Origin of the sequence: Pseudochelatococcus lubricantis, from assembly GCF_042432495.1 — a bacterium.
Taxonomy (GTDB): domain Bacteria; phylum Pseudomonadota; class Alphaproteobacteria; order Rhizobiales; family Beijerinckiaceae; genus Pseudochelatococcus; species Pseudochelatococcus lubricantis.
Genome location: NZ_JBHLXC010000002.1, coordinates 1,507,549 through 1,528,370 on the forward strand (window position 1 = coordinate 1,507,549; position 20,822 = coordinate 1,528,370).

Consider the following 20,822-nt stretch of genomic DNA (forward strand, 5'->3'; position numbering starts at 1 on the left):
CTAAGATGGAAAAACGATCATGAAGAACGCATTTCGGGCGAGCCTTGCCGCTCTTGCCGTTGCCGGCGTGTTTGTTGCTAACGGCGCCCTGGCCCAGAGCCGGGACACCATCCAGATCGCAGGGTCGTCTACTGTTCTGCCTTTCGCGTCGATCGTCGCCGAGGAATTCAGCGCGGCCTTCCCGCAGTTCAAGACGCCCGTCGTCGCCTCCGGCGGCACGGGCGGCGGCCTGCGCCAGTTCTGCGAGGGCGTGAGCCCCAGCACCATCGACATCGCCAACGCCTCGCGCCGCATCCGCGCCGGCGAGGTCGAGACGTGCAACAAGAACGGCGTCAACGACATCCGCGAAGTCCAGATCGGCTATGACGGCATCGTCTTCGCCGTCTCGATCAACAAGGGCGATTTCAAGCTTGAGCCGGTCCACGTCTACAAGGCCATCGCGGCCCAGCTCTACATCGACGGCAAGTGGGTTCCCAACCCCTACAAGAGCTGGAAGCAGGTCGACGCCTCGCTTCCCGACCAGCCGATCGCGCTTGCCATTCCCGCCTCCAATCACGGCACCCGCGAGGTGTTCGAGGAGCGCGTGATCGCCGCCGGCTTCAAGGCGAGCAACCCGCCGAAGGATGCGCCTAAAGATGCGCAGACCGCTTTCCGCAAGGACGTGGTCATCGAGATCGCCGGCGACTACACCGAGACGCTGGCGCGCCTGCAGTCCGACCCCAACACGGTCGGCGTTTTCGGCCTGTCGTTCTATGACCAGAACCGCGACACGCTGAAGGTCGCCACCGTCTCCGGCATCGAGCCGACACTGGAAACCATCGCCGCCGGCAAGTATCCCGTGTCGCGTCCTCTCTTCTTCTATGTCAAGGGCGAGCACATCGGCGTCGTGCCCGGCATCGACGAATACGTCGCGTTCTTCCTGTCGCCGGAGATCGCCGGCGTTGGCGGCCGCCTCGAGTCCGCCGGCCTGATCCCGGCTCCGGCCGCGGAGACCGCCGGGTTCCTCGCATCATTCAAGGCGGGCAAGAGCCTCAAGGCTTCCGACCTCTGAGTCATTCCCGGAGGCGGCGGATATCCTCCGCCGCCTTCCCACCGCGCACGAAAAGACAAGAACGAAAAGACAAGAACGTGATCCCCCTCCTCGTCGCCGCGCTGCTTCTCGTTCTCATGGGTATCGCCTACACGCAGGGCTTCTCGCGCAGCCGGGCGATCGCCGCGACGGGCGTGCGTCTGCATTCGCGCCCCGCCTACCACGGCTCCCTCGTCGCCATTCGGTGTCTCCTGCCCGCGCTCCTCGTCCTCGGGCTGTGGGTGCTGTTCGGGCCGGGGATGACGCGCGCCTTCATCGTCGCGCAACTACCGCCGGACGTCGCGGCCCTGGACGAGCCCGCATTCCTCACCGCTGTCCGGCGTATCGAGGCCATTGCCTCGGGCTTCGGCGTCGCCGGGCAGGTGCAGCCGTATGAGGCGGCAGCCGGCGAGGCGGTGCGCCGGTTCCATACCTTCGCGCTTCTGGTCGTCATGGCCGCCGCTGCCGGCGTCGGCATTCTCGGCCTGCTGGCGGCGCTGCGGCGCATTTCGCCCACGCTGCGGGCGCGCAACAAGGTCGAGTCCGTGGTCAGGGTGCTGCTGCTCGCCTGTTCCGCCCTCGCGATCCTCACCACGGTCGGCATCGTGGTTTCGCTCTTCAACGAGGCGTTCCGCTTCTTCAGTTTCGTCGCGCCGGCGGATTTCTTCTTCGGCACGGTCTGGAATCCGGGCTTTGCCACTACCGGCACGGCGGCGATCGGGGAATACGGCCTGCTGCCGCTGCTGTGGGGCACGGTGATGATCGCGATCATCGCCATGCTCGTCGCCATCCCCGTCGGGCTCATGACGGCAATCTACCTGTCGCAATATGCCTCCACCCGCCTGCGGAACGTGGCGAAGCCGATCGTCGAGGTGCTCGCGGGCATCCCCACCATCGTCTACGGCTTTTTTGCGCTGGTGACGGTGGGGCCGTTCCTGTCTGACACGGGCGCCGCCATCGGCCTCGACATCCGCGCTACCAGCGCCCTGACAGCGGGGCTCGTGATGGGGATCATGATCATCCCCTTCGTCTCTTCGCTGTCGGACGACATCATGCGCCAGGTGCCGCTGTCGCTGCGCGACGGCTCGCTGGGGCTTGGCGCAACGGAATCAGAAACCATCCGCCGGGTGTTGCTGCCCGCTGCGCTTCCCGGTATCGTCGGGGCGCTGCTTCTGGCGATCAGCCGGGCTATCGGCGAGACGATGATCGTCGTGCTCGCGGCCGGCAACAGCCCGGTCCTGCGTTTCAATCCGGCGGAGCCGGTTTCCACCATCACCGTCACGATCGTCAACCAGTTGACGGGCGACGCCGATTTCGCCGGTCCGCAGTCGCTTGTCGCCTTCGCGCTCGGCCTCACCCTCTTCGTGATGACGCTGCTGCTCAACATGGTCGCTCTTTACATCGTCCGCCGTTTCCGGGAGCAATACGAGTAAAATGGCCGATATCGCCGTCGATATAGCCGAGCTGGCCAACCGCCGGCGCCTGTGCGTCAGGGCCAGCCTTTCCCGCCGGCATCTCATCGAGCGCCTGTTCCGGGCCGGGGGCCTCACCGCCATCGTCATCGCGCTGGGCCTCGTGGCGACCCTTTTCGGGATGATGGCCTCCAAGGGCGCGCCCGCCTTCATGCAGGCCACGCTGTCGCTCGACGTCACCTTCGATCCCGCGGTCATCACCGTCGCGCCGCCTCCCGCGCGCGCTGCCGGGCAATCCGAGGCCGACTATCGGGCCGCCATGCTCGTCTGGCAGCGGCAGGTGACGCTCGCGAACTGGAGCGCCATCGTCGAGACTGCCGTGCGCAACGCCGCGCCTCCGGGCTTCGAGATCGACAGGCGAGGCGCGCTCGCGCTGGTCGAGACCAACGAGCGACACCGGCTGCGCGACATGTTCGTGGCCGATCCCGGCCTGCTCGGACAGACGGTGCGGGTCGACATGCTGGCCTCCGCCAATACGGACAACTGGCTCAAGGGCACCATCAACCGGGCGTTGCCGGACTCGCGCCAGCAGCTTTCCCGGCAGACGCGCACGCTCGCCGACACCCTGCTCGCGGAAGGCAAGATCCGCTTCGCGTTCGCGTGGCACCTCTTCACCAACACGGATTCGCGTTCCGCGCCGGCGGCGGCCGGGCTTGCGGGGGCGTTCGTCGGCTCGCTCTACATGATGCTGATCGTCATCGCCCTCGCCGTGCCGATCGGCGTCGCGAGCGCCATCTACCTTGAGGAATTCGCGCTCCGGCACCGCGTCACCGATCTCATCGAGGTCAACATCAACAATCTGGCCGCGGTCCCCTCCATCGTCTTCGGTCTGCTGGGCGCGGCGGTGTTCATCCGCTACTTCGGCCTGCCCATGTCCGCGCCCGTCGTCGGCGGGCTGGTGCTGACGCTGATGACGCTGCCCACCATCATCATCGCCACCCGCTCGGCGCTGCGGGCCGTGCCGCTCTCCCTGCGGCAGGCGGCGCTCGCTGTCGGCGCGTCGCCCACGCAGACGGTGTTTCACCATGTGCTGCCGGTCACCTTCCCGGCGATCCTCACCTCCGCCATCATCGGCGTGGCGCAGGCGCTGGGCGAGACGGCGCCGCTGCTCCTGATCGGCATGAACGCCTTCGTGGCCTCCATTCCGGCGACGCCGTTCGACCAGTCCAGCGCCCTGCCGGCGCAGATTTATCTGTGGCAGGGCAACGAGAACCGCAATTTCTTCGAGGCCCGCACCTCGGCGGCCATCATGGTGCTCCTCGGCCTGATGATCACCCTGAACGCGCTCGCCATCTTCCTGCGCACACGACTGGAGCGTCGCGTATGACCGTTTCGATTCCGCCTGACAACACCGGCGCGCCCCACGCGCCGGTTTCCGCGAGCGCGGCAGGGCCGGCATACGGCGAGACCGTGCGCACACCGGACACCGTGCCGCGCGACGTCCGGCTCCGGGCCCGGCACGTCGACGTCTTCTACGGCGACAAGCAGGCGCTGTTCGATGTCTCGCTGGACATTCCGGAAAAGGCCGTCACCTCGCTGATCGGCCCTTCCGGCTGCGGGAAGACGACCTTCCTGCGCTGCGTCAACCGTATGAACGACACCATCGAGGATTGCCGTGTCACCGGCGAGATCACACTGGACGGCCAGAACATCTACGACCCGTCCCTCGACGTCGTCGAGTTGCGCTCCCGCGTCGGCATGGTGTTCCAGAAGCCCAATCCGTTCCCGAAATCGGTCTACGAGAACGTCGCCTACGGTCCCCGCATTCACGGACTGGCGCGCTCCCGGGCCGAGCTTGAGGATATCGTCGTCGCGAGCCTCAGGAGAGCCGGGCTGTGGGAGGAGGTCAAGGACCGCCTGCGCGAGCCCGGCACCGGCCTTTCCGGCGGGCAGCAGCAGCGCCTGTGCATCGCGCGGGCCATCGCCGTCAGCCCGGAGGTGATCCTGATGGACGAGCCCTGCTCGGCGCTCGACCCGATCGCAACCGCCGTGATCGAGGAGCTGATCGACGAACTGCGCCTGCTGTACACCATCATCATCGTCACCCACTCCATGCAGCAGGCGGCGCGCGTCAGCCAGCGGACGGCGTTCTTCCATCTCGGGCGGCTGGTCGAGGAAGGTCCGACCGAAGTGATCCTCCGGCATCCGCAGGCGAAGAAGACGCAGGACTACATAACCGGCCGCATCGGGTGAGGAATCGCGCGCCTGCCTCAGCGCGCCTCGCAGATGACGCGATCTTCCGCCTGCCGGCAGAGGAAGTCACCCGGCGGCGGCAATACGCCTGCCCGTCGCGCCAGTGCGATGGTCGCGCGCGTCTCCCACGACCTGCCGGCGATGCCGCACCACAGCGACTCCACGGGCATGCGGTCCTCGCTGCCGTTCAGCAGGAAGATCGCGCCGCTCGCCGTATCCGCCCAGAGATCGAAGGCGATGCTGCCGCCTGTCTCCGCCCGGCCGAGATCGAGCGAATGCCAGTGCGCGATGGCGCTCGCGCAGGCCATGGAGGCCGGGCCGGCGTTGGCGAATGTCATCGGCACGCGCGTGAGCCCCTCGCGGCCGCGAGGCGCCGGGCGACCTTCCTCTGCAACGGCCCCGCCCGCAAGCATGACTGCAAACGCGGCCGCAAGCGGCGGAACGGGAGAAAACTGCATCCGACACCTCCGGAAAAACAGAAAATTTCTTATCTTCTGTCCGACGATTCACCTAGAACCTGTCCTGTTTACGTTGAAAAAGGACAGGTTCTAGATTCTTTATTTTGAGCGCTTTCCGGGCAGGATACAGAGTTCGAGGGGTATGGTGGGCAGTTCCGTTTCAGGCGCCACGGCGCGGGAGGCGGTCGTTTCCCTGCGCGGGGTGACGAAGCGTTTTCCCGGCGTCGTGGCGAACGATCGCGTCAGCATCGATTTCCGGCCGGGTGAGGTTCACGTCCTGCTCGGCGAGAACGGCGCGGGCAAGTCAACGCTCGTTGCCATGCTCGCCGGCCTGCAGCGGCCGGACGAGGGCGGTATCGTCGTCGGTGGCGAGCCGATCGACATCTCCTCGCCGCGCAAGGCGCTCGATCTCGGCATCGGCACGGTGTTCCAGCATTCCATGCTGGTGCCCTCGCTGTCGCTCGTCGACAACTTCATCCTCGGTGGCCCATGGTGGAAGCGGCCGGACCGCGCCGGCGCGGCGGAGCGTATGCGCGTGCGGGCCGAGAGCATCGGGGTGCGGCTCGATCCGTTCGCACTCGCGGGCTCGCTCTCGCTGGGCGAGCGGCAGCAGGCGGAGATCGTCCGCGCGCTCATGCGCGGCAACCGCTGCCTGATTCTCGACGAGGCGACGGCCATGCTGACCCCGCGCGACGCCGAGCAGCTTGGCGCGCTGATGCGCCGTCTTGCGGCAGGCGGCCTTGCCGTCGTCTTCATCACGCACAAGCTCGACGAGGCAATTGCCTGGGGCGACAGGATATCGGTCCTGCGGCGTGGCCGCAACGTCGCTTCCCTGGGGCCGGAGGACCTGAAGGCGGGGGATGTCGCGGCTGTCACCGCCGGGCTCGTCCGCACCATGTTCGGCGCCGACGCGGCCGACGGGAGGCGCGGCCCGGAAGGCCGGCGGCGCGCGACGCCCGCGGGGCCCGTCGTGCTGGCGGCCGGCGATCTCGCCATCGATGACGATGCCGTGCCGGTCTCCGGCGTCGGCTTCACGATCCGGGCGGGAGAAATCCTCGGCATCGCTGGCATCGATGGCAACGGGCAGAAGCAGCTCGCCGAGGCGCTCGCCGGCCAGCGGCCGATTCGCGCCGGCTCCCTCACCCTGAACGGCCGTCCCATCGACAGGGCCGGCGTCGGCGAGCGCCGCGCCCTCGGTTTGCGCTACGTCACTGACGACCGGTTGGGCGAAGGCACGGTCGGTCCGTTTTCCGTCGCCACCAATCTGGTGCTGAAGCAGATCGGCGAGGCGCCCTTCTGGCGCAAGGGTGTCGAGCAGCCAGCCGCGATTGCCGATCACGCCCGCCGCCGCGTCGGCGCGTTCGACGTGCGCACGCCCGGCGTCGGCACGCCGGTGGCGCGGCTGTCGGGCGGCAACATCCAGAAGGTGCTTCTCGCCCGGGAGCTGTCGGGCACGGCGGAGGCCGTTGTTTTCGCCAAGCCGACCTACGGCCTCGACGTGCGGAACACCCACGCCACCCGCGGACGCATTCGCGGGGCGGCTGAGGCCGGATGCGCCGTGCTGCTCATCTCGACCGACATCGGGGAACTGCTCGAACTGGCCGACCGGATCGCCGTCATGTCCCGGGGCCGCATCGTCGGCACGGTCGACAACGACGCGGACGCGCGCCGCAGGATCGGCGAACTCATGAGCGGGACGGCGCAATGAACGTGGAACGGACGACCCGATCCGCCGCATGGGCGCGCGCGGCGTTGTTCGCGCTCGGGCCGGTCGCTGTGGCGCTTCTCGCCGGCGCTCTGCTGCTGCTCGCCATGGGCGTCGATCCGCTGGCCTACTACGGCTATGTGGCTGGCCGTGGACTGCTTTCCCCCTCTGGCCTGCAGGCGACGCTCATGCGCATGGGGCCGCTGCTGTTGATCGCGGCGAGCCTGATCGTCGCCTTCCGGGCGGGCATCTGGAATCTCGGTGGAGACGGACAGTTCCTGCTCGCCGCCGTGTCGGCTGCCGCCGCCGCGCCTGCGCTGGCGGCTCATGCGCCGGTCTGGCTCGTGCTGCCCGCCTGCCTGGTGCTGGGCGCCGCCGTGGCGGCGCTCTGGTCCCTGCTGCCGGCGCTGCTGCGCGCCTTTCAGGGAATCAACGAGATCATCACCACGCTGATGATGACGTTCCTTGGCGTGTCGCTCGCCAATGTCCTCATCAAGCTCGTTTTCCGCGATCCCGCGACGACCGTGCCGCAGACGCGCACGCTGCCGGTGGCGGACAGGCTGCCGCGCCTGTTCGACACCACCGTCTCCTCCGGCCTGCTGATCGGCCTTGTCGCCGTCGTGGCGGTGCATCTCGTCATGACCCGTACGGCATTCGGGCTGAAGCTGCGCACCGTCGGCGCCAATCCGGGCGCGGCGTTGCACGCGGGCCTGCCGGTGCCCATGCTCACCGTTGTCGTTTTCGGCATTTCCGCCGCCCTCGCCGGCCTCGCGGGCGCTGTCGACGTCCTCGGCACGCAGGGCAATGTGCGGGCAGACTGGAATCCCGCCTACAGCCTGACCGTGGTACCCCTCGTCTTTCTGGCGCGTTTCAACGGCTTCGGCACCATCGCCTTCGTCTTCCTGTTTTCCGTGCTGTCGATCGGCGGCGAGAGCGCGGCGCGGCGGCTCGGCGTGCCGGGCTACTTCTCCCTTGTCATCGTCGCGATCCTGCTGGTCGTGCTGGGCCTCGCCGAGTATCTCGACCAGCGCCGCCAGCGGAAGGCGGAGGACTGAGCATGGGCCTGTTCACCGAAGCCTTCGTCGCCTCGCTCGTGCTCGGCGCTGTCGTCGCGGGCGTTCCCCTGCTGCTTGCGGGGCTTGGGGAGCAATTGTCGGAGAAGGCCGGCGTTCTCAACATCGGCCTCGAAGGCATGATGCTGATCGGAGCCTATGCCGGCTTCGTGCTGGCCTACGAGACGGGATCGGCGGCGTCCGGCTTCCTCGCCGGCGCGGCGGGCGGCATGGCCGTGGCGGCCCTCATGGCGGTGCTGTGCGTCCGCCTCGGCCTCAACCAGATCGTTATCGGCATCGCGCTGACGCTGGGCGCCGAGGGCATCACGGCGCTTCTGCACAATGTGCGGTTCGCGACAACCTATCCGCGGCTCGATGCGCCGGAGACGCTGGCAATCCCCGTGCTGTCGCGCATTCCCGTGGTCGGCCCGGCGCTTTTCGACCGGCCGGCGGTCGTCTATCTGACGGTGCTGCTCGTCGGCATCATGATCTACGTCTACCGGTGCACCTATCTCGGCATCGCGCTTCAGGCGGCGGGCGACAGGCCTGCCGCGCTCGATGCCGCCGGTGTCGATGTCGTCGGCACGCGCACCGTCGCCGTTCTGTGCACGGGCCTGTTCGCCGGGCTTGCCGGCGCCTTCATGTCCATCGTCGCCAGCGGCGTCTTCGTTCCCTTCATGACGCATGGAAACGGCTTCATCGGCATCGTGCTCGCCATGCTGGCGCGCGGCAGGCCGCTGCGGGTGCTGGGCGGGGCGCTGCTGTTCGGCGTCTGCCTGTCCCTGACGACGGCGCTGCAGGTGGCTGGCGTCGACGTGCCGACGGACGTCATCCAGATGCTGCCCTTCGCCACGGTAATGCTCGTGCTGGTCGTCGCCGGCCGCCGCGCCAGCCTGCCGCCGGCGCTCGGGTCGAGTTACGAACGCGGCGCGCGCTGACGGTTTACCCGCCTGCGAAGACGAGCACGGGCTTCTCCCGGTACAGGTCGGAAAACAGCTTCGACAGGTTGTCGACCTTCGGTGCGTCGTTGATGACGATATAGGGCTGGCGCGGGTTTCGCGTCATGTAATCCTGATGATAGTCCTCGGCGGGGAAAAATCCGTTCAGGGCTTCCACCTTCGTCGCGACGGGCTTCCTGTACGCGCCCGAGGCGTCGAGCTGCGCGATATAGGCCGCCACGACCTTGCGCTGGGCCTCGTTGGCGGGGAAGATGGCGGAACGGTACTGCGGACCCACGTCCGGCCCCTGGCGCATGAGCTGGGTGGGATCGTGCGCGACGGAGAAGAAGATCTGCAGGATGCGCCCGAGGCTGATCTGGCGGGGATCGTAGGTCACCTCGACGGCTTCGGCGTGTTCGGTCTGCCCGGTCGACACCAGCGTGTAGCTCGCCGTCCGGGCATTGCCGCCCGCGTATCCCGACACGGCGGATGTCACACCCTTCACGTGCTGGAACACGCCCTGCACACCCCAGAAGCAGCCTCCCGCGAGCACGATGCTCGCGGACTGCATCTCCGCTGCCGGCAGGTCCTGCGCCGGCGGGTCGATCCGGAAGGCCTGCTCCGCCGCCAGCGCCGGCCCCGCGAGGAGCAGGAACCCCAGCGCTGCCAGCGCCGGCCACTTCCTGCCTGCTTTCCTGCTTGCCATGGTCCTCTCCTCCCTCATCCGAAGGTGAATGCGTAGGCGCTCGCGCCCGGTGCCAGAAACTCGATCTCGAACGTGCGTTCGCGAACCTCGCCCGTTGTGCGCACGAGTTGGTAAAGCCGCTGCTGGCGCACGGTGCCGTTGCCCTCGTCGTCGACGTCGAGGCCGTGGTCGGCGCCAGGCGGGTTGCCGTCGACGCGCACCCGGAACTGCACGGGCCGATCGTCGCCCTCGCTGCCGAGCACGAGGTTGAGATCGCGTGCATGGAAGCGGAATACGATCCGTCCGCCGGGCGCCCCGGTCTGCGCGGCCTCTGGCCCCACTGTCCAGCGTCCGTCCAGCGCCCACTGGTTGAGGGCGAGCTGGCCCGGCTTCGTGTAGGCGGCGCTGCCGTCCCTCGCCACCGGCTCGGCCGAGGCGAAATGATCCATGCGTGCGTAGCCGAGATAGGTTTCAGGCGAGCGGATATTGCTCCAGTCCGCCGCCTGCATCACTCCGCCCTGCGCCGGCGACACAGTCGCGTCCTGCGCCGGCGGCACGGTGCCTGTTTCGGCCAGCAGTTGCCGGATAACCTCCTCCGACTTCGCATAATCGCCCTCACCGAAGTGATGGTGGCGAATGTTGCCTTGCCCGTCGATGAAATAATGGGCGGGCCAGTAGCGGTTCTCCAGCGCGCGCCAGATGGCGTAGTCGTTGTCGATGGCCACGGGATAGGCGATGCCGAGCTGGCGCACCGCCGCGCGGACGTTGCCGATGTCCTTCTCGAAGGCGAACTCCGGCGCGTGGATGCCGATGACGACGAGCCCGCGGTCCCGGTACTTCTCCTCCCACGCCTTCACGTAGGGCAGCGTGCGCAGGCAGTTGATGCAGGAATAGGTCCAGACGTCCAGCAACACCACCTTGCCGCGCAGTTGCAGCGGCGTCAGCGGTTCGCTGTTCAGCCAAGCGACAGCGCCGGAGAACGAGGGAATGCGCCCTTCCACCGGCAGGCCGGAAGCCTCGCGGCCCTGAGGCTGCATGGCGCCGGGTGCCGCCATCATGGCGCTGCCGGAGGCCGCCATCATCGCCCCGCCCTGCATCATCGCGCCGCCCGCCATCATGGCGTTGCCCTGCATCATTGCACCGCCTTGCATCATGGCGTTGCCGGGCGCTGACGCCGTGTCCCCTTCTCCGCGCCCGCCGAGGCCGAGGCCGTTCATCAGCGCTTCCTCGATGCGCGTCGTGCTGGCCGTCGAGACGCGGGCGAGAACGCCGGTGTCGAGCCCCATCGAGATTGCGGCGACGGCCACGAGCACGGCGACGCCCGCGCCGCGCCGCAGCCCTTCCAGCGTGCCCATGCGCGCCCGGAGCGCCGCCAGAAGGCGCCCGCCCGCAAGCAGCGCCACAGCGAGGGAAGTCGCAGCGCCAGCCGCATAGGCGACGAGCAGCAGCGAGGTCTGCGCGTTCGCGCCCTGAAGGGCCGCGCCGGTGAGGATGAGCCCCAGGATAGGCCCCGCGCAGGGCGCCCACAGCAGGCCCGTCGCCACGCCGAGCAGGAGCGCGCCGCCGATGCTGTCGCCCTGCCCCGCGCGCCGGTTCAGCCGGTCGCCGGCGGCCACGAAGGGAGCCATCAGCCGATCGCCCAGCGACGGAACGAGTAGCGCGAGCCCGAACAGCGCCATCAGAAGCAGCGCGATCCGCCGGCCCCAGGTATTCGCCTCCACCGCCCATCCGCCGGCGACGGCGGCGAGCGACGCGACGGCGGCGAAGGCCAGCGCCATGCCCGCGAGCATCGGCAACTGGAACCGCGCGAAGGAACGCCCCGTTCCCGCGAACACGAAAGGCAGCACGGGCAGGATGCAGGGGCTCGCGATGGTGAGGACACCGCCGAGATACGACAACAGAACCAGCATGCGGCTCTCCTCACGCCCCGGCGGGGGCGAACGTCAGCGCGAGGCCGTTGATGCAGTAGCGCAGGCCGGTGGGCGGCGGGCCGTCGTTGAAGACATGGCCCAGATGGCCACCGCATCGCCGGCAGTGCACCTCCGTGCGCACCATGCCGTAGCTGGTGTCGAGGCGCGTGCCAACCGCCTGCTCCAGCGGCTGCCAGAAGCTCGGCCAGCCGGTGTGGCTGTCGAATTTCGTCGTGGAGGAAAAAAGCGGCACATCGCAACCCGCGCAATTGAACGCGCCTTCCCGATGCTCGTCGTTGAGCGGGCTGGTGAAGGCCTGTTCGGTGCCATGCCCGCGCAGGATGCTATACTGCGCCGCCGACAGGCGGGCGCGCCACTGCGCGTCCGGCAGACTGAAAGGAAAGGCTTCCTCTGGCGTTCGCGCGACGGTCGGCGCCGTCAGGCGCCATGAAACCGCCGCTCCGCCGAGGACCGCCGCCGCTCCGAGGAGATACCTTCTGGAAATGGCCATGACCCGACTCCTGAGGCCCGCCTCCCGAACCCGCGCAGATGTTGGCATGGGCGGGTCCGGAAGTCCTCAGGCAAATTGTAACAAGTCCGTGTCGATGGCGTGCCTCAGCGCACGGCGGGAACGTAGAGGATGCCGCCCATGTTCCAGAGTTGGTTGAGGCCGCGCGGAATGGCGAGCTTCGAGCCCGTGCCGAGGTTGCGTTCGTAGATTTCCGCATAGTTGCCGGTGGCCTTCACGGCGCGGATGGCCCAGTCCGGAGCGAGGCCGAGCGCCTTGCCGAAATCGCCCTCCGCCCCCGTGAAGCGGCGCACGTCGGGCTTCTGCGACTTCAGCGCCTCGTCGATGTCCGCCGAGGAGATGCCGAGTTCCTCTGCGTTGACCAGCGCGAAGTTCACCCACTTGACGACGTTGAACCAGGCAAAATCGTCGTTGCGTACGACGGGGCCGAGCGGCTCCTTCGAGATCACGTCCGGCAGCACCACCGCGTCCGCCGGCCGCGCGAGACGCAGGCGCTCGCCGTAGAGGGCCGACTGGTCGCGGGTGAGCACGTCGCAGGTGCCGGACTCGAACGCGGCGAAAGCCTCTGCCGCGTTGGGGAAGGCTTTCTCCTCATACGTGATCGAATTGGCGCGGAAGAAGTCGGCCAGGTTGAGTTGCGTCGTCGTGCCGCTCTCGACGCAGATTTTCGCCTTGTCGAGTTCGAGCGCACCGTCGACGCCGAGCGCGCGGTTCGCCAGGAATCCCTGCCCGTCGTGGTAGGTGATGCCGGCGAAGGCGAGCCCGAGTTCCGCCTCGCGGCCGAGAGTCCACGTCGAGTTGCGCGACAGCAGATCGACCTTGCCGCTCTTCAGCGCCTCGAAGCGCGCGCTCGCCGAAAGCGGCGTGAACGCGACCTTTTCCGGATCGCCGAGGGTGGCGGCCGCGACGGCGCGGCAGAAATCGACGTCAAAGCCCGACCAGTGCCCCTGCGTATCCTGATCGGAAAAGCCGCTGATCCCTTCACTGACGCCGCAGTTGAGCGTGCCGCGTTGCTTCACGGTGTCGAGCGTGCCGGCCAGTGCCGGCGCCGCGAGCGCAAGGGAAAGGACGCCGGCCAGCCCGAAGGCAAGGCGGCTGTGCGGGCGGCGAAGGCGGTTTCCGGCGGTCTCGTTCATGCCCCTCGGGCTCCCTGTTTCGAAGTGCGGCCTGCGGTCGCTTTTACAGCGTCGCCTTGTGCCGGATGATGACCTTCGTTCCGACAGGAACGCGCTCGTAAAGATCGATCACATCGCCGTTGGCGAGGCGGAAGCAACCGGACGAGATGGCCTCTCCGATCGTCTCCGGCTGGTTGGTGCCGTGTATGCGGAACACCGTGGAGCCGAGATAAAGTGCGCGCGCACCCATTGGATTGCCTGGGCCGCCGGCCATGAAACGCGGCAGATAGGGCTGGCGCTGCAGCATTTCCGGCGGCGGACGCCAGTCCGGCCACTCGGACTTGCGGCTGACCTTGACGAGCCCCGACCACTGAAAGCCGTCGCGGCCGACACCGATGCCGTAACGCAGGGCGCGGTTGTTGCCCTGCACCACGTAGAGGAAGCGCTCCGACGTATGGATGACGACCGTGCCCGGCGCCTCGCTGGAGCGGAACAACACCATCTGGCGGGCATACGGCCCTTCCGTGATGATGACTTCCTCCGTCGAGACGCGGCCCGGCTCGTCGCTGATGTCCATTGTTTCCTCGAACGGCGGCTGCGCGGCCGCCGCCGGCTGGGCGCGCGCGGCGCCCGTGGCGGCGACGGCGAGCGTCAGCGCCACGCCGAGGCATGCAGCCCCCGCGAATGCCGTCCTCGAAAACGCCGTCCATGGGAAAGTCTTGCAGGTCGCGGTCATGCCTGTTCGGTCTCGTTTAGCTGCAGCGGATAAAGACGAAGGTGCCGTAGCGCCGGTGCGCGTCCGGATCGACGAAGCGCATGATCAGCTCGGTATCGGTGGCTGAAAGGATCTGCCGGTCCTGCGGATCGCCGGCGGGCGCCTCGAAGCCGATATAGGTCGTGCCGTCGGCACCGGCCTTCAGCCGCAGCTCATAGATCTTGGCGTCGTCCGCGACATGCATCATCACGCCGTCGGTCGGTCCCAGGCTGATGACGTAGGGCTGGCGGCACTGCGCACGCGCCTCTGCCTCGGTCCGCTTGCGGTCCTTCTCGTTGTGGAAGGAGGCGATGCCCCAGCTGCCGACGATCGCCTCACGCGGCAACTGGGCCGGAGCCGGCCCCGTGTTCCGCGACATCGAGCCGCCACCGCAACCGGCGAGCAGGAGCGAAACCAGACATCCCGCGGCCATGGCCGCCTTGCCGAGATGCCCTTGCGTTCCACGCCACAAAACTGCGTCTCCCATCGCCCCTCCCGCATCGTTGGCATTCTTGTGCGGCAGGGCGCTGCGCAGCGCCTCCCATCCGCATCCGGCACCGGCGACTATATAGTCGAGTTGCGTCGTGTCAACGCGCCGGACCAGTCCTGAACACGGTTGTACAGATTAAATATAAATTCCGTGCAACAAAGAGAGCGGCTAGACTGCCGTTCTTCGCGCCTGCAATAGCAGCGTGCATCGCCTGCGCGCCGTTGACGCCGTGACGGCACCGCCTCATACAGAGAGATGAAACTGTCGGCATCCGGCAAGAAGCCGGAAGAGACATGGTCGAGGGAACTTGGTCGAGAGGACTTGGTCGAAGGGGCTTGGTCATGGTGGAGGCTGTGTCTGCAGGTGTCGCCAGAATCGCCGGGTTGCTGCTGCTATTGCTGATGTTCTGCGGCCACGCCGTCGCGCAAGGCGGGACGCCGCCGGCCGCGCCGGCGCATGAGGCCGCAGGCCAGCCGGTGCAGGTGCGCGCGTTGCTTGACCTGCTGGCCGACCCTGCGGTGCAGGACTGGCTGCGGCAGGCCCGGGAAACGGCCGCGCCGGCGGCACCGGCGGCGGTTGCCGAACCGCGGCAGAACCCGCCCGCCAGCATCAGCACGTCCGCCAGCCTTGCGGAGCGCATTGCCCGCTCCCGTGCGCACGTACGGGAGATCGTGGCGGCGCTGCCGCATCTGCCGGCGCGGATGGCGGAGGCCGGCGACCGGCTGGCCGAGGCTGTCCACGGCAGCGACACCGAGCACGGCGGCGAACTTGCGTTGCTGGCGTTCGCCCTCGGCGCGGCAGGCGCGTTCGCCACGCGCAGACTGGGGAGCAACGCGACGCGCGCGTGGCAGCAAGCCCATCCCGATCCCCTGATCCGGCTTGGGCGGCTCGGCCTGCGGCTGCTGATCGCCGCCCTGCCCGCCCTGGCCTTCACGGCGGGCGTCCTGATCGCGCTCATGCTGTTCGAATGGCCGCCGGTGCTGAAGACCGTCGTGATCGCCTATGCGCTCGCGGTCGTCGCCATTCTGCTCGCCTATCACGTGCTGCGGGTGCTGCTCATCAATCCGGCGCCGCAACCGCAGCCGGCGGCCGAGGCCGGTAGCGGCGAGGAAGCCGCCCTCGCCGCTCCGGCAATGGCCGGGCCGGTCAACGGTGAGCTGGCGAAGGCTGTGTTCTGGCATCGCCGGCTGGTGCTGTTCATCGGCTGGTTCGTGCTCGCCGCCGCCACCATCGAAACCCTGGACGTGCTGGAAGTGCCGCGTGTTTCGGTGCAGGCGTGCGCCTATCTGCTCGGCCTTGTCCAGCTGGCGATCGGTCTGGAGGCCGTCTGGCGGCGTCCGGCGGGCGAAGTCAGGAAACAGCTTGGAAAGCGCACCGTCAACATCCTGCTGACCGTGCTGGGTGTCGTTTTGTGGTGGCTTTCGGCGGTGAGGTTCAGCGGGCTGTTCTGGCTGCTGACCTTCGCCGTCGTGCTGCCGGTCACGATCAAGGCCATAGACTGGCGCGTCAAGCGCCTGCTTCGCCCGGCGGGCGGCGTCCAGGCGGGGTATGCCGGCGTGCTCGAAGTCTGCCTCAATCGCGGCGCGCGGCTGGTGCTGGTGGTCGGCGCGGTCTACTGGATGTCCCAGGTGTGGCACATCGATCTCATCGCCCTCACCGACCAGACCACGCCCCTGAAACGGCTGATGCGGGGCATCCTGAACGCCGTCATCACGCTCTTCCTTGCGGATTTCCTGTGGCAGCTGATCAAGGCGGCCATCGATGCGCGGTTGGCGCAGGCGGGGCCGCCGGGTGCGCATGGCGAGGATGCGCTGGTTGCCGCGGGCGAGACCGGCATCGGCCATGGCGACGATCCTGTGCGGCAGGCGCGCCTGCGCACGCTGCTGCCGATCTTCCGCAATATCCTGCTGGTGGTTATCGCGGTGATCGCCATTCTGATGGCGCTCTCCGGGCTCGGCATCGAGATCGGGCCGCTGATAGCGGGCGCGGGCGTCGTAGGCGTCGCCGTCGGCTTCGGCTCGCAAACGCTGGTCAAGGACGTGATCAGCGGCATCTTCTACCTGCTCGACGATGCCTTCAGGGTCGGCGAATACATCCAGAGCGGCAGCTACAAGGGCACGGTCGAGTCCTTCTCGCTGCGCTCCGTCAAGCTGCGCCACCATCGCGGTCCCGTCTACACCGTGCCCTTCGGCCAGCTCGGCGCGGTGCAAAACATGAGCCGCGACTGGGTGATGGACAAGTTCACCATCAATGTCGCCTACGACACCGATCTGGAAAAGGCGCGCAAGATCATCAAGAACATCGGCCAGCAGCTCGCGGAAGATCCGGAGCACGCGGCCAACATCCTGCAGCCGCTCAAGATGCAGGGTGTCGAGCAGTTCGGCGAATACGGCATTCAGATCAAATGCAAGATCATGACGCGGCCGGGCGAGCAGTTCATGATCCGCCGCATGGCGCTGCGACAGATCAAGCAGGCTTTCGATGAGGCCGGCATCCGCTTCGCGCTGCCGCAGGTGCACGTGGCCGGCAACGGCCCGGCCGGTAACGGCGATGCGGCCACGGCCGCTGCGGGGCAGATACGCGACAGCCTCGCCGCCGCGCGGGAACGCGAGGCTTGACCCGCGCGCGGCATCCCGACGCGCGCCGGGTTCATTCGCTCCGGGATGCGCCGGCGTGGCAGACGGCTTCGATGTTGTAGCCGTCCGGGTCGAAAACGAAAGCCGCGTAGTAGCGGGCATGATACTGAGGTCTTAGCCCCGGCGCGCCGTTGTCCCTGCCGCCGGCCGCCAGCGCCGCTGCGTGGAAGGCATCCACGGCGTCGCTGCTGGCGGCGTTGAATGCCACATGGACGAGCGGCGGAACCGGCTTGCCCTGGGCAATCCAGAAATCCCCGCCGGGATCGCCGGACTTCCCCTCCCCGTCCGACACGCCGAAGCCCGCCGCTTCCGGCAGTTCGGTCATCAACCGGTAGCCGAGCGGATGCAGGACGGCTTCATAGAACCGTTTGCTGCGGGCGAAATCAGAAACGATGATACTGATATGGTCCAGCACAGGTATCGTCTCCGGCAGGGATGAGAACGGCGCACACTTACCCCATCCCGGCCGGAAACGCCACCGTCACACGGCCGCGCGCACGGCGAACTTTGTCCGGACGCCGGCGAAGACGGTCATCGACGCCAGGCAGAGCACGACGCCGCTCAGCATGAAGACGGTGCCGACGCCCGTCGCGTCGACGATCAGCCCGCCGACCGCCGCACCCGTGGTGATCGCCAGATTGATCGCGGCGACGAGAAGGCCGCCCGCCGTTTCCGCCTCGTCGGGCACCGCGCGGGCGATCCAGGCGGACCATCCGACGGGAATCGTGCCGAAGGCCAGGCCCCACAGCGCGATGATCGCCGCGTCCGTCTCGACATGGCCGCCGTACCCGACGAGCGTGAACGCCAGCGCTCCGATGACGAGCGGCGTCGCGGCAAGCGTCAGGCGCATGGAGTGCTGCAGCAGCCACCCGCCGAGATAATTGCCGAGGAAGCTCGCGATGCCGAATGCGAACAGCATGATCGAGATGCCGGTCACGTCGGTATTGGTGACCGATTCGAGGAACGGCCTGACATAGGTGAACATCGCCATATGGCCGCCGAACACGAGCAGCGCGGCGACCAGCGCGATGGCGATGTGGCGGCGGGACAGCAGCTCGCCCAACGTTCCGAATCGCGAGAGGCTGCGCGAAGGCATCGCCGGCAGACTCGCGAACTGGACGATCACGGTGACGAGGCCGAGAACCGCCGCCGCGAGGAACACGGACCGCCATCCCCAAAGATCGCCGAAATAGCTGCCCAGCGGCGCGGCGAATATTGTGGCCGCGGAGACGCCGGACACGACCATCGCGAGCGCACGCGGCACATGGTGCTCCGGCACCAGCCGCATGACCGTGGCTGTCGACAGCGCCCAGAAACCGCCCAGCGCCACGCCGAGCAGGACGCGCCCCGCAAGCAGCAATGGCAGGTTGGGAGACAGCGCGACGACAAGGTTCGAAATAATCAGCAGGATCGAAAATCCCATGAGCACGATGCGCCGGTCCAGCCGGCGCGTCAGCACCGCGATCAGCAGGCTGCTGAGGACGGCGGTGACCGCCGTCGCCGTCACGGCCTGCCCGGCCATTCCCTCGGTGATCCCGAGGTCCCTCGCCATCGGCGTCAGCACGCTCGCCGGGAGGAACTCGGCCCCCACGAGGCCGAATACGCCAAGGCCCATCGAGACCACAGCCGCCCAAGCGGGTTCGGACTGAAGCTCCGGCTCGGACTCGTACTCGGGCTCGGGTGTGCGACTGTCGTTCATTGCTGTAGCGTTGCCCACATTCGGGCTCCCTTGCTTGAGGAGTGAATGGGGAGCATGTGGGTGGCGCTTCCGGACGATCTATGCCATTTTCGCCGGACTATGTAACCTATACTCCGGAAGTCGCGAGGAGGAGCCCCACCCCATGGATCTTGTGAGCGAGCTGCTGTCGGGCATGCGCCTTCGCGGCGCGAGCTACAGCAAGCTGCGGCTGGCGCCGCCCTTCGGCATCGGCTTCGCACCCACGGACGACGCGCATTTCCACTTCGTTGCGACCGGTACGCTCCGCTTGCGCCCGGCGGACGGCGAGATGACCGGTCTGAGCTGCGGCGACGCCGTGCTGCTGCCGCGCGGCGATGCACACGCCCTCGTTTCGGCGCCGGGCGCGAGGGTTCGCCCCTTCGACAGCTACGAGACCGTTCCCCTCTGCAGCAACATCTGCATGATCGACGATCTCGCGCAAAAGGCGTGCGAGAACGGCGAGACGCTGATCTTCTCCGGCCGGATGCAGTTCGAGCTGGATACGCTGCATCCGCTGGTCAGCCTGATGCCGCAGGTTCTGTCGGTGCGTGCGCTGACGGGCCGCCAGCCGGAACTCCACCCCCTGCTCGCGGCGATGGAGCGGGAGATGGCGGCCGAGCGCGCCGGCGCTGCGGGCATTCTGGCGCGGCTCGCGGATGTGGTGGCGGCGAGCATCGTCCGCGGTTGGGTCGAGGGCGGTTGCGGCGATGCCACGGGCTGGGTCGAGGCGCTGCGCGATCCGCGCCTCGGCCGCGTGATCGCGGCGCTGCACCGCAAGCCCGGCCATGACTGGACGATCGAGGAAATGGCTGCGGAGATGGGCAGTTCGCGCTCGGTGTTCGCGGAGCGGTTCGTCGCCGTCACCGGGACCACGCCGTCCCGCTACCTGCTCGCGCTGCGGATGCGCCTCGCCGCCCGGTGGATCGGTAACGACGGCCTGTCGATCGATGGCGCCGCGCGGCGTCTCGGCTACGGCTCGCGCGCCGCATTCAGCCGGGCCTACAAACGGGCGACCGGCACCTCGCCCGGGCAGTTGCGGCGCGCCGGCGACCCGGCGCTCGAAGAGGAACGATCCGCCGTCCCGTCCTGAGGCCGCCATGCCGGCGCATCGCCGCCGGGCGGGAACGCCTCACGCGGCTTCCTGCCGCGCGATCTCAAGCCATGCCCGCGAGCTGTGGGAGAGATAGGCGCCGTGCCGCCAGATCAGGGCCATGTGCCAGTCCGTCAGCGGGTCCTGCAGCGGCACCGCCTTGACCTGCGCATGGGGGCGCTGGCCGGCGATCATGCGCGGCAGGAAGGCGACGCCGAGACCGGCGGCGACGAGGCCGACGATGAAGTCTATCTGGCTGCTGCGCGCCGCGATGGTGGGCGCGATGTCGTTGCGCTTGAAGAAGTCCATGATGATGCGGTTCAGGCCGAAACCGCTTTCGAACAGGATGAACGACTGCCGACGCAGGATGTCGACATCGATCGCAGGCGATCGTGCGAGTTCATGGTTCGCGGGGACAAGGGCCATCAGCGGCTCGATCCGCACGCTCTGCCATTCGAAATCGTCGGAAACAGGCAACAGGGATGCCGCCAGATCGATCTCGCCCGAGAGCAGGATTTCCTCAAGCCTGTCGCTGCCTTGCTCGACAAGCCTGATGTCGATCCCCGGATAGAGCTGGCGATAGCGGGCGAAAAGCGGCGCGAACAGGATGCTGCTGCCGATGCGCGGCAGGCCGAGCCGCAGGGTGCCGCTGTTCAGCCCGCGCAGTTCGCCGATCTCGGCGAACATGTCGTCCCGCTCCGCCAGAATGCGCTGGGCGCGGCGATAGACGATCTCGCCCGTCTCCGTCAGCACGCTGCGATGGCCGACGCGGTCGAAGAGCGGCGCGCCGACTTCGTCCTCCAGCCGCCGCACGGCCTTGCTGACCGTCGACTGCGTGGAAAAGACCGTCTTTGCCGCCCGGGAAAAGCCACCTTGCCGGACGACCTCGACGAATGCATGCAGGACACGCAGTTCCATGGTGCGCTTTCAGCTCTCTTCATTCCGGGTTGGAATTTCCAGAAGTCCTTTAATTCATTTGAAGAATGATTTGCCGTCACCTACCTTCTGT

Annotated in this window: 19 protein-coding genes; 9 read left to right on the forward strand and 10 right to left on the reverse strand. The window is 67.8% G+C overall.

Annotated elements, in window-relative coordinates:
• Positions 1 to 19 precede the first annotated feature (19 nt).
• The 4 genes from ACFFJ7_RS09685 (at position 20) to pstB (ending at position 4,734) form a co-directional block, all read left to right on the forward strand.
• Positions 20 to 1,051 (forward strand): substrate-binding domain-containing protein, encoded by a 1,032-nt coding sequence (locus ACFFJ7_RS09685; RefSeq protein WP_377591994.1) that lies wholly within the window; start codon positions 20 to 22, stop codon positions 1,049 to 1,051.
• An 80-nt stretch (positions 1,052 to 1,131) separates the two neighbouring features.
• Positions 1,132 to 2,502: a phosphate ABC transporter permease subunit PstC gene (pstC, locus tag ACFFJ7_RS09690; protein WP_377592126.1), complete on the forward strand. Its 1,371-nt coding sequence runs from the start codon at positions 1,132 to 1,134 to the stop codon at positions 2,500 to 2,502.
• 1 nt (position 2,503) lies between these two features.
• Positions 2,504 to 3,868: a phosphate ABC transporter permease PstA gene (gene pstA, locus ACFFJ7_RS09695; protein WP_377591996.1), complete on the forward strand. Its 1,365-nt coding sequence runs from the start codon at positions 2,504 to 2,506 to the stop codon at positions 3,866 to 3,868.
• Positions 3,865 to 4,734 (forward strand): phosphate ABC transporter ATP-binding protein PstB, encoded by an 870-nt coding sequence (gene pstB, locus ACFFJ7_RS09700; protein ID WP_166953263.1) that lies wholly within the window; start codon positions 3,865 to 3,867, stop codon positions 4,732 to 4,734. Before pstA ends, pstB begins: the two co-directional genes overlap by 4 nt.
• Before the next feature lie 17 nt (positions 4,735 to 4,751).
• Here pstB and ACFFJ7_RS09705 read toward each other — a convergent pair whose 3' ends face one another.
• A complete protein-coding gene (locus ACFFJ7_RS09705; RefSeq protein ID WP_377591999.1) occupies positions 4,752 to 5,192 on the reverse strand; it encodes a hypothetical protein in 441 nt (146 codons plus the stop codon).
• A gap of 142 nt (positions 5,193 to 5,334) precedes the next feature.
• Between ACFFJ7_RS09705 and ACFFJ7_RS09710 the strand changes: the two genes are divergently transcribed.
• From ACFFJ7_RS09710 to ACFFJ7_RS09720, 3 genes are read left to right on the forward strand one after another with little or no spacing between them, the layout of a single operon-like run.
• Complete coding sequence (locus ACFFJ7_RS09710; protein ID WP_377592001.1) at positions 5,335 to 6,900, forward strand: putative B6 ABC transporter ATP-binding protein; 1,566 nt, start codon at positions 5,335 to 5,337, stop codon at positions 6,898 to 6,900.
• Positions 6,897 to 7,952 carry a putative B6 ABC transporter permease subunit 2 gene (locus tag ACFFJ7_RS09715; protein WP_377592004.1) on the forward strand — a complete coding sequence of 352 codons (1,056 nt, stop codon included), beginning with the start codon at positions 6,897 to 6,899 and terminating at the stop codon, positions 7,950 to 7,952. Before ACFFJ7_RS09710 ends, ACFFJ7_RS09715 begins: the two co-directional genes overlap by 4 nt.
• A 2-nt stretch (positions 7,953 to 7,954) precedes the next feature.
• On the forward strand, positions 7,955 to 8,887 hold the full coding sequence (locus ACFFJ7_RS09720) for a putative B6 ABC transporter permease subunit 1 (protein WP_377592006.1): 933 nt from the start codon (positions 7,955 to 7,957) through the stop codon (positions 8,885 to 8,887).
• A 4-nt stretch (positions 8,888 to 8,891) separates the two neighbouring features.
• Here the strand turns inward: ACFFJ7_RS09720 and msrA are convergent, their stop codons facing one another.
• The 6 genes from msrA to ACFFJ7_RS09750 form a co-directional block, all read right to left on the reverse strand.
• On the reverse strand, positions 8,892 to 9,593 hold the full coding sequence (gene msrA, locus ACFFJ7_RS09725; RefSeq protein ID WP_377592010.1) for a peptide-methionine (S)-S-oxide reductase MsrA: 702 nt from the start codon (positions 9,591 to 9,593) through the stop codon (positions 8,892 to 8,894).
• Between the two features lie 14 nt (positions 9,594 to 9,607).
• Positions 9,608 to 11,482 carry a cytochrome c biogenesis protein DipZ gene (locus ACFFJ7_RS09730; RefSeq protein ID WP_377592014.1) on the reverse strand — a complete coding sequence of 625 codons (1,875 nt, stop codon included), beginning with the start codon at positions 11,480 to 11,482 and terminating at the stop codon, positions 9,608 to 9,610.
• A gap of 10 nt (positions 11,483 to 11,492) precedes the next feature.
• Positions 11,493 to 11,993, reverse strand: coding sequence for a peptide-methionine (R)-S-oxide reductase MsrB (gene msrB / locus ACFFJ7_RS09735; protein ID WP_377592017.1), 501 nt, complete (start codon positions 11,991 to 11,993; stop codon positions 11,493 to 11,495).
• A gap of 104 nt (positions 11,994 to 12,097) precedes the next feature.
• A complete protein-coding gene (locus tag ACFFJ7_RS09740; RefSeq protein ID WP_377592019.1) occupies positions 12,098 to 13,147 on the reverse strand; it encodes an amino acid ABC transporter substrate-binding protein in 1,050 nt (349 codons plus the stop codon).
• Positions 13,148 to 13,190: 43 nt separating this feature from the next.
• Entirely contained in the window at positions 13,191 to 13,862 is a 672-nt protein-coding gene (locus tag ACFFJ7_RS09745) for a L,D-transpeptidase (protein ID WP_377592021.1), read from the reverse strand.
• A gap of 16 nt (positions 13,863 to 13,878) precedes the next feature.
• Positions 13,879 to 14,367 (reverse strand): hypothetical protein, encoded by a 489-nt coding sequence (locus ACFFJ7_RS09750; protein ID WP_166953305.1) that lies wholly within the window; start codon positions 14,365 to 14,367, stop codon positions 13,879 to 13,881.
• 344 nt (positions 14,368 to 14,711) lie between these two features.
• Here ACFFJ7_RS09750 and ACFFJ7_RS09755 point away from each other — a divergent pair, with 344 nt between their 5' ends.
• Positions 14,712 to 16,988 carry a mechanosensitive ion channel family protein gene (locus ACFFJ7_RS09755; RefSeq protein ID WP_377592024.1) on the forward strand — a complete coding sequence of 759 codons (2,277 nt, stop codon included), beginning with the start codon at positions 14,712 to 14,714 and terminating at the stop codon, positions 16,986 to 16,988.
• A gap of 31 nt (positions 16,989 to 17,019) precedes the next feature.
• Here the strand turns inward: ACFFJ7_RS09755 and ACFFJ7_RS09760 are convergent, their stop codons facing one another.
• Together ACFFJ7_RS09760 and ACFFJ7_RS09765 are read right to left on the reverse strand one after the other, a co-directional pair.
• Positions 17,020 to 17,421, reverse strand: coding sequence for a VOC family protein (locus ACFFJ7_RS09760; RefSeq protein ID WP_377592026.1), 402 nt, complete (start codon positions 17,419 to 17,421; stop codon positions 17,020 to 17,022).
• Positions 17,422 to 17,487: 66 nt separating this feature from the next.
• Complete coding sequence (locus tag ACFFJ7_RS09765; protein ID WP_377592028.1) at positions 17,488 to 18,705, reverse strand: MFS transporter; 1,218 nt, start codon at positions 18,703 to 18,705, stop codon at positions 17,488 to 17,490.
• A gap of 142 nt (positions 18,706 to 18,847) precedes the next feature.
• Here ACFFJ7_RS09765 and ACFFJ7_RS09770 point away from each other — a divergent pair, with 142 nt between their 5' ends.
• On the forward strand, positions 18,848 to 19,813 hold the full coding sequence (locus tag ACFFJ7_RS09770; protein WP_166953318.1) for an AraC family transcriptional regulator: 966 nt from the start codon (positions 18,848 to 18,850) through the stop codon (positions 19,811 to 19,813).
• A gap of 39 nt (positions 19,814 to 19,852) precedes the next feature.
• On the opposite strand, the gene ACFFJ7_RS09775 is transcribed toward ACFFJ7_RS09770, so the two are convergent.
• Positions 19,853 to 20,731 carry a LysR family transcriptional regulator gene (locus tag ACFFJ7_RS09775; protein WP_377592031.1) on the reverse strand — a complete coding sequence of 293 codons (879 nt, stop codon included), beginning with the start codon at positions 20,729 to 20,731 and terminating at the stop codon, positions 19,853 to 19,855.
• Positions 20,732 to 20,822 lie beyond the last annotated feature (91 nt).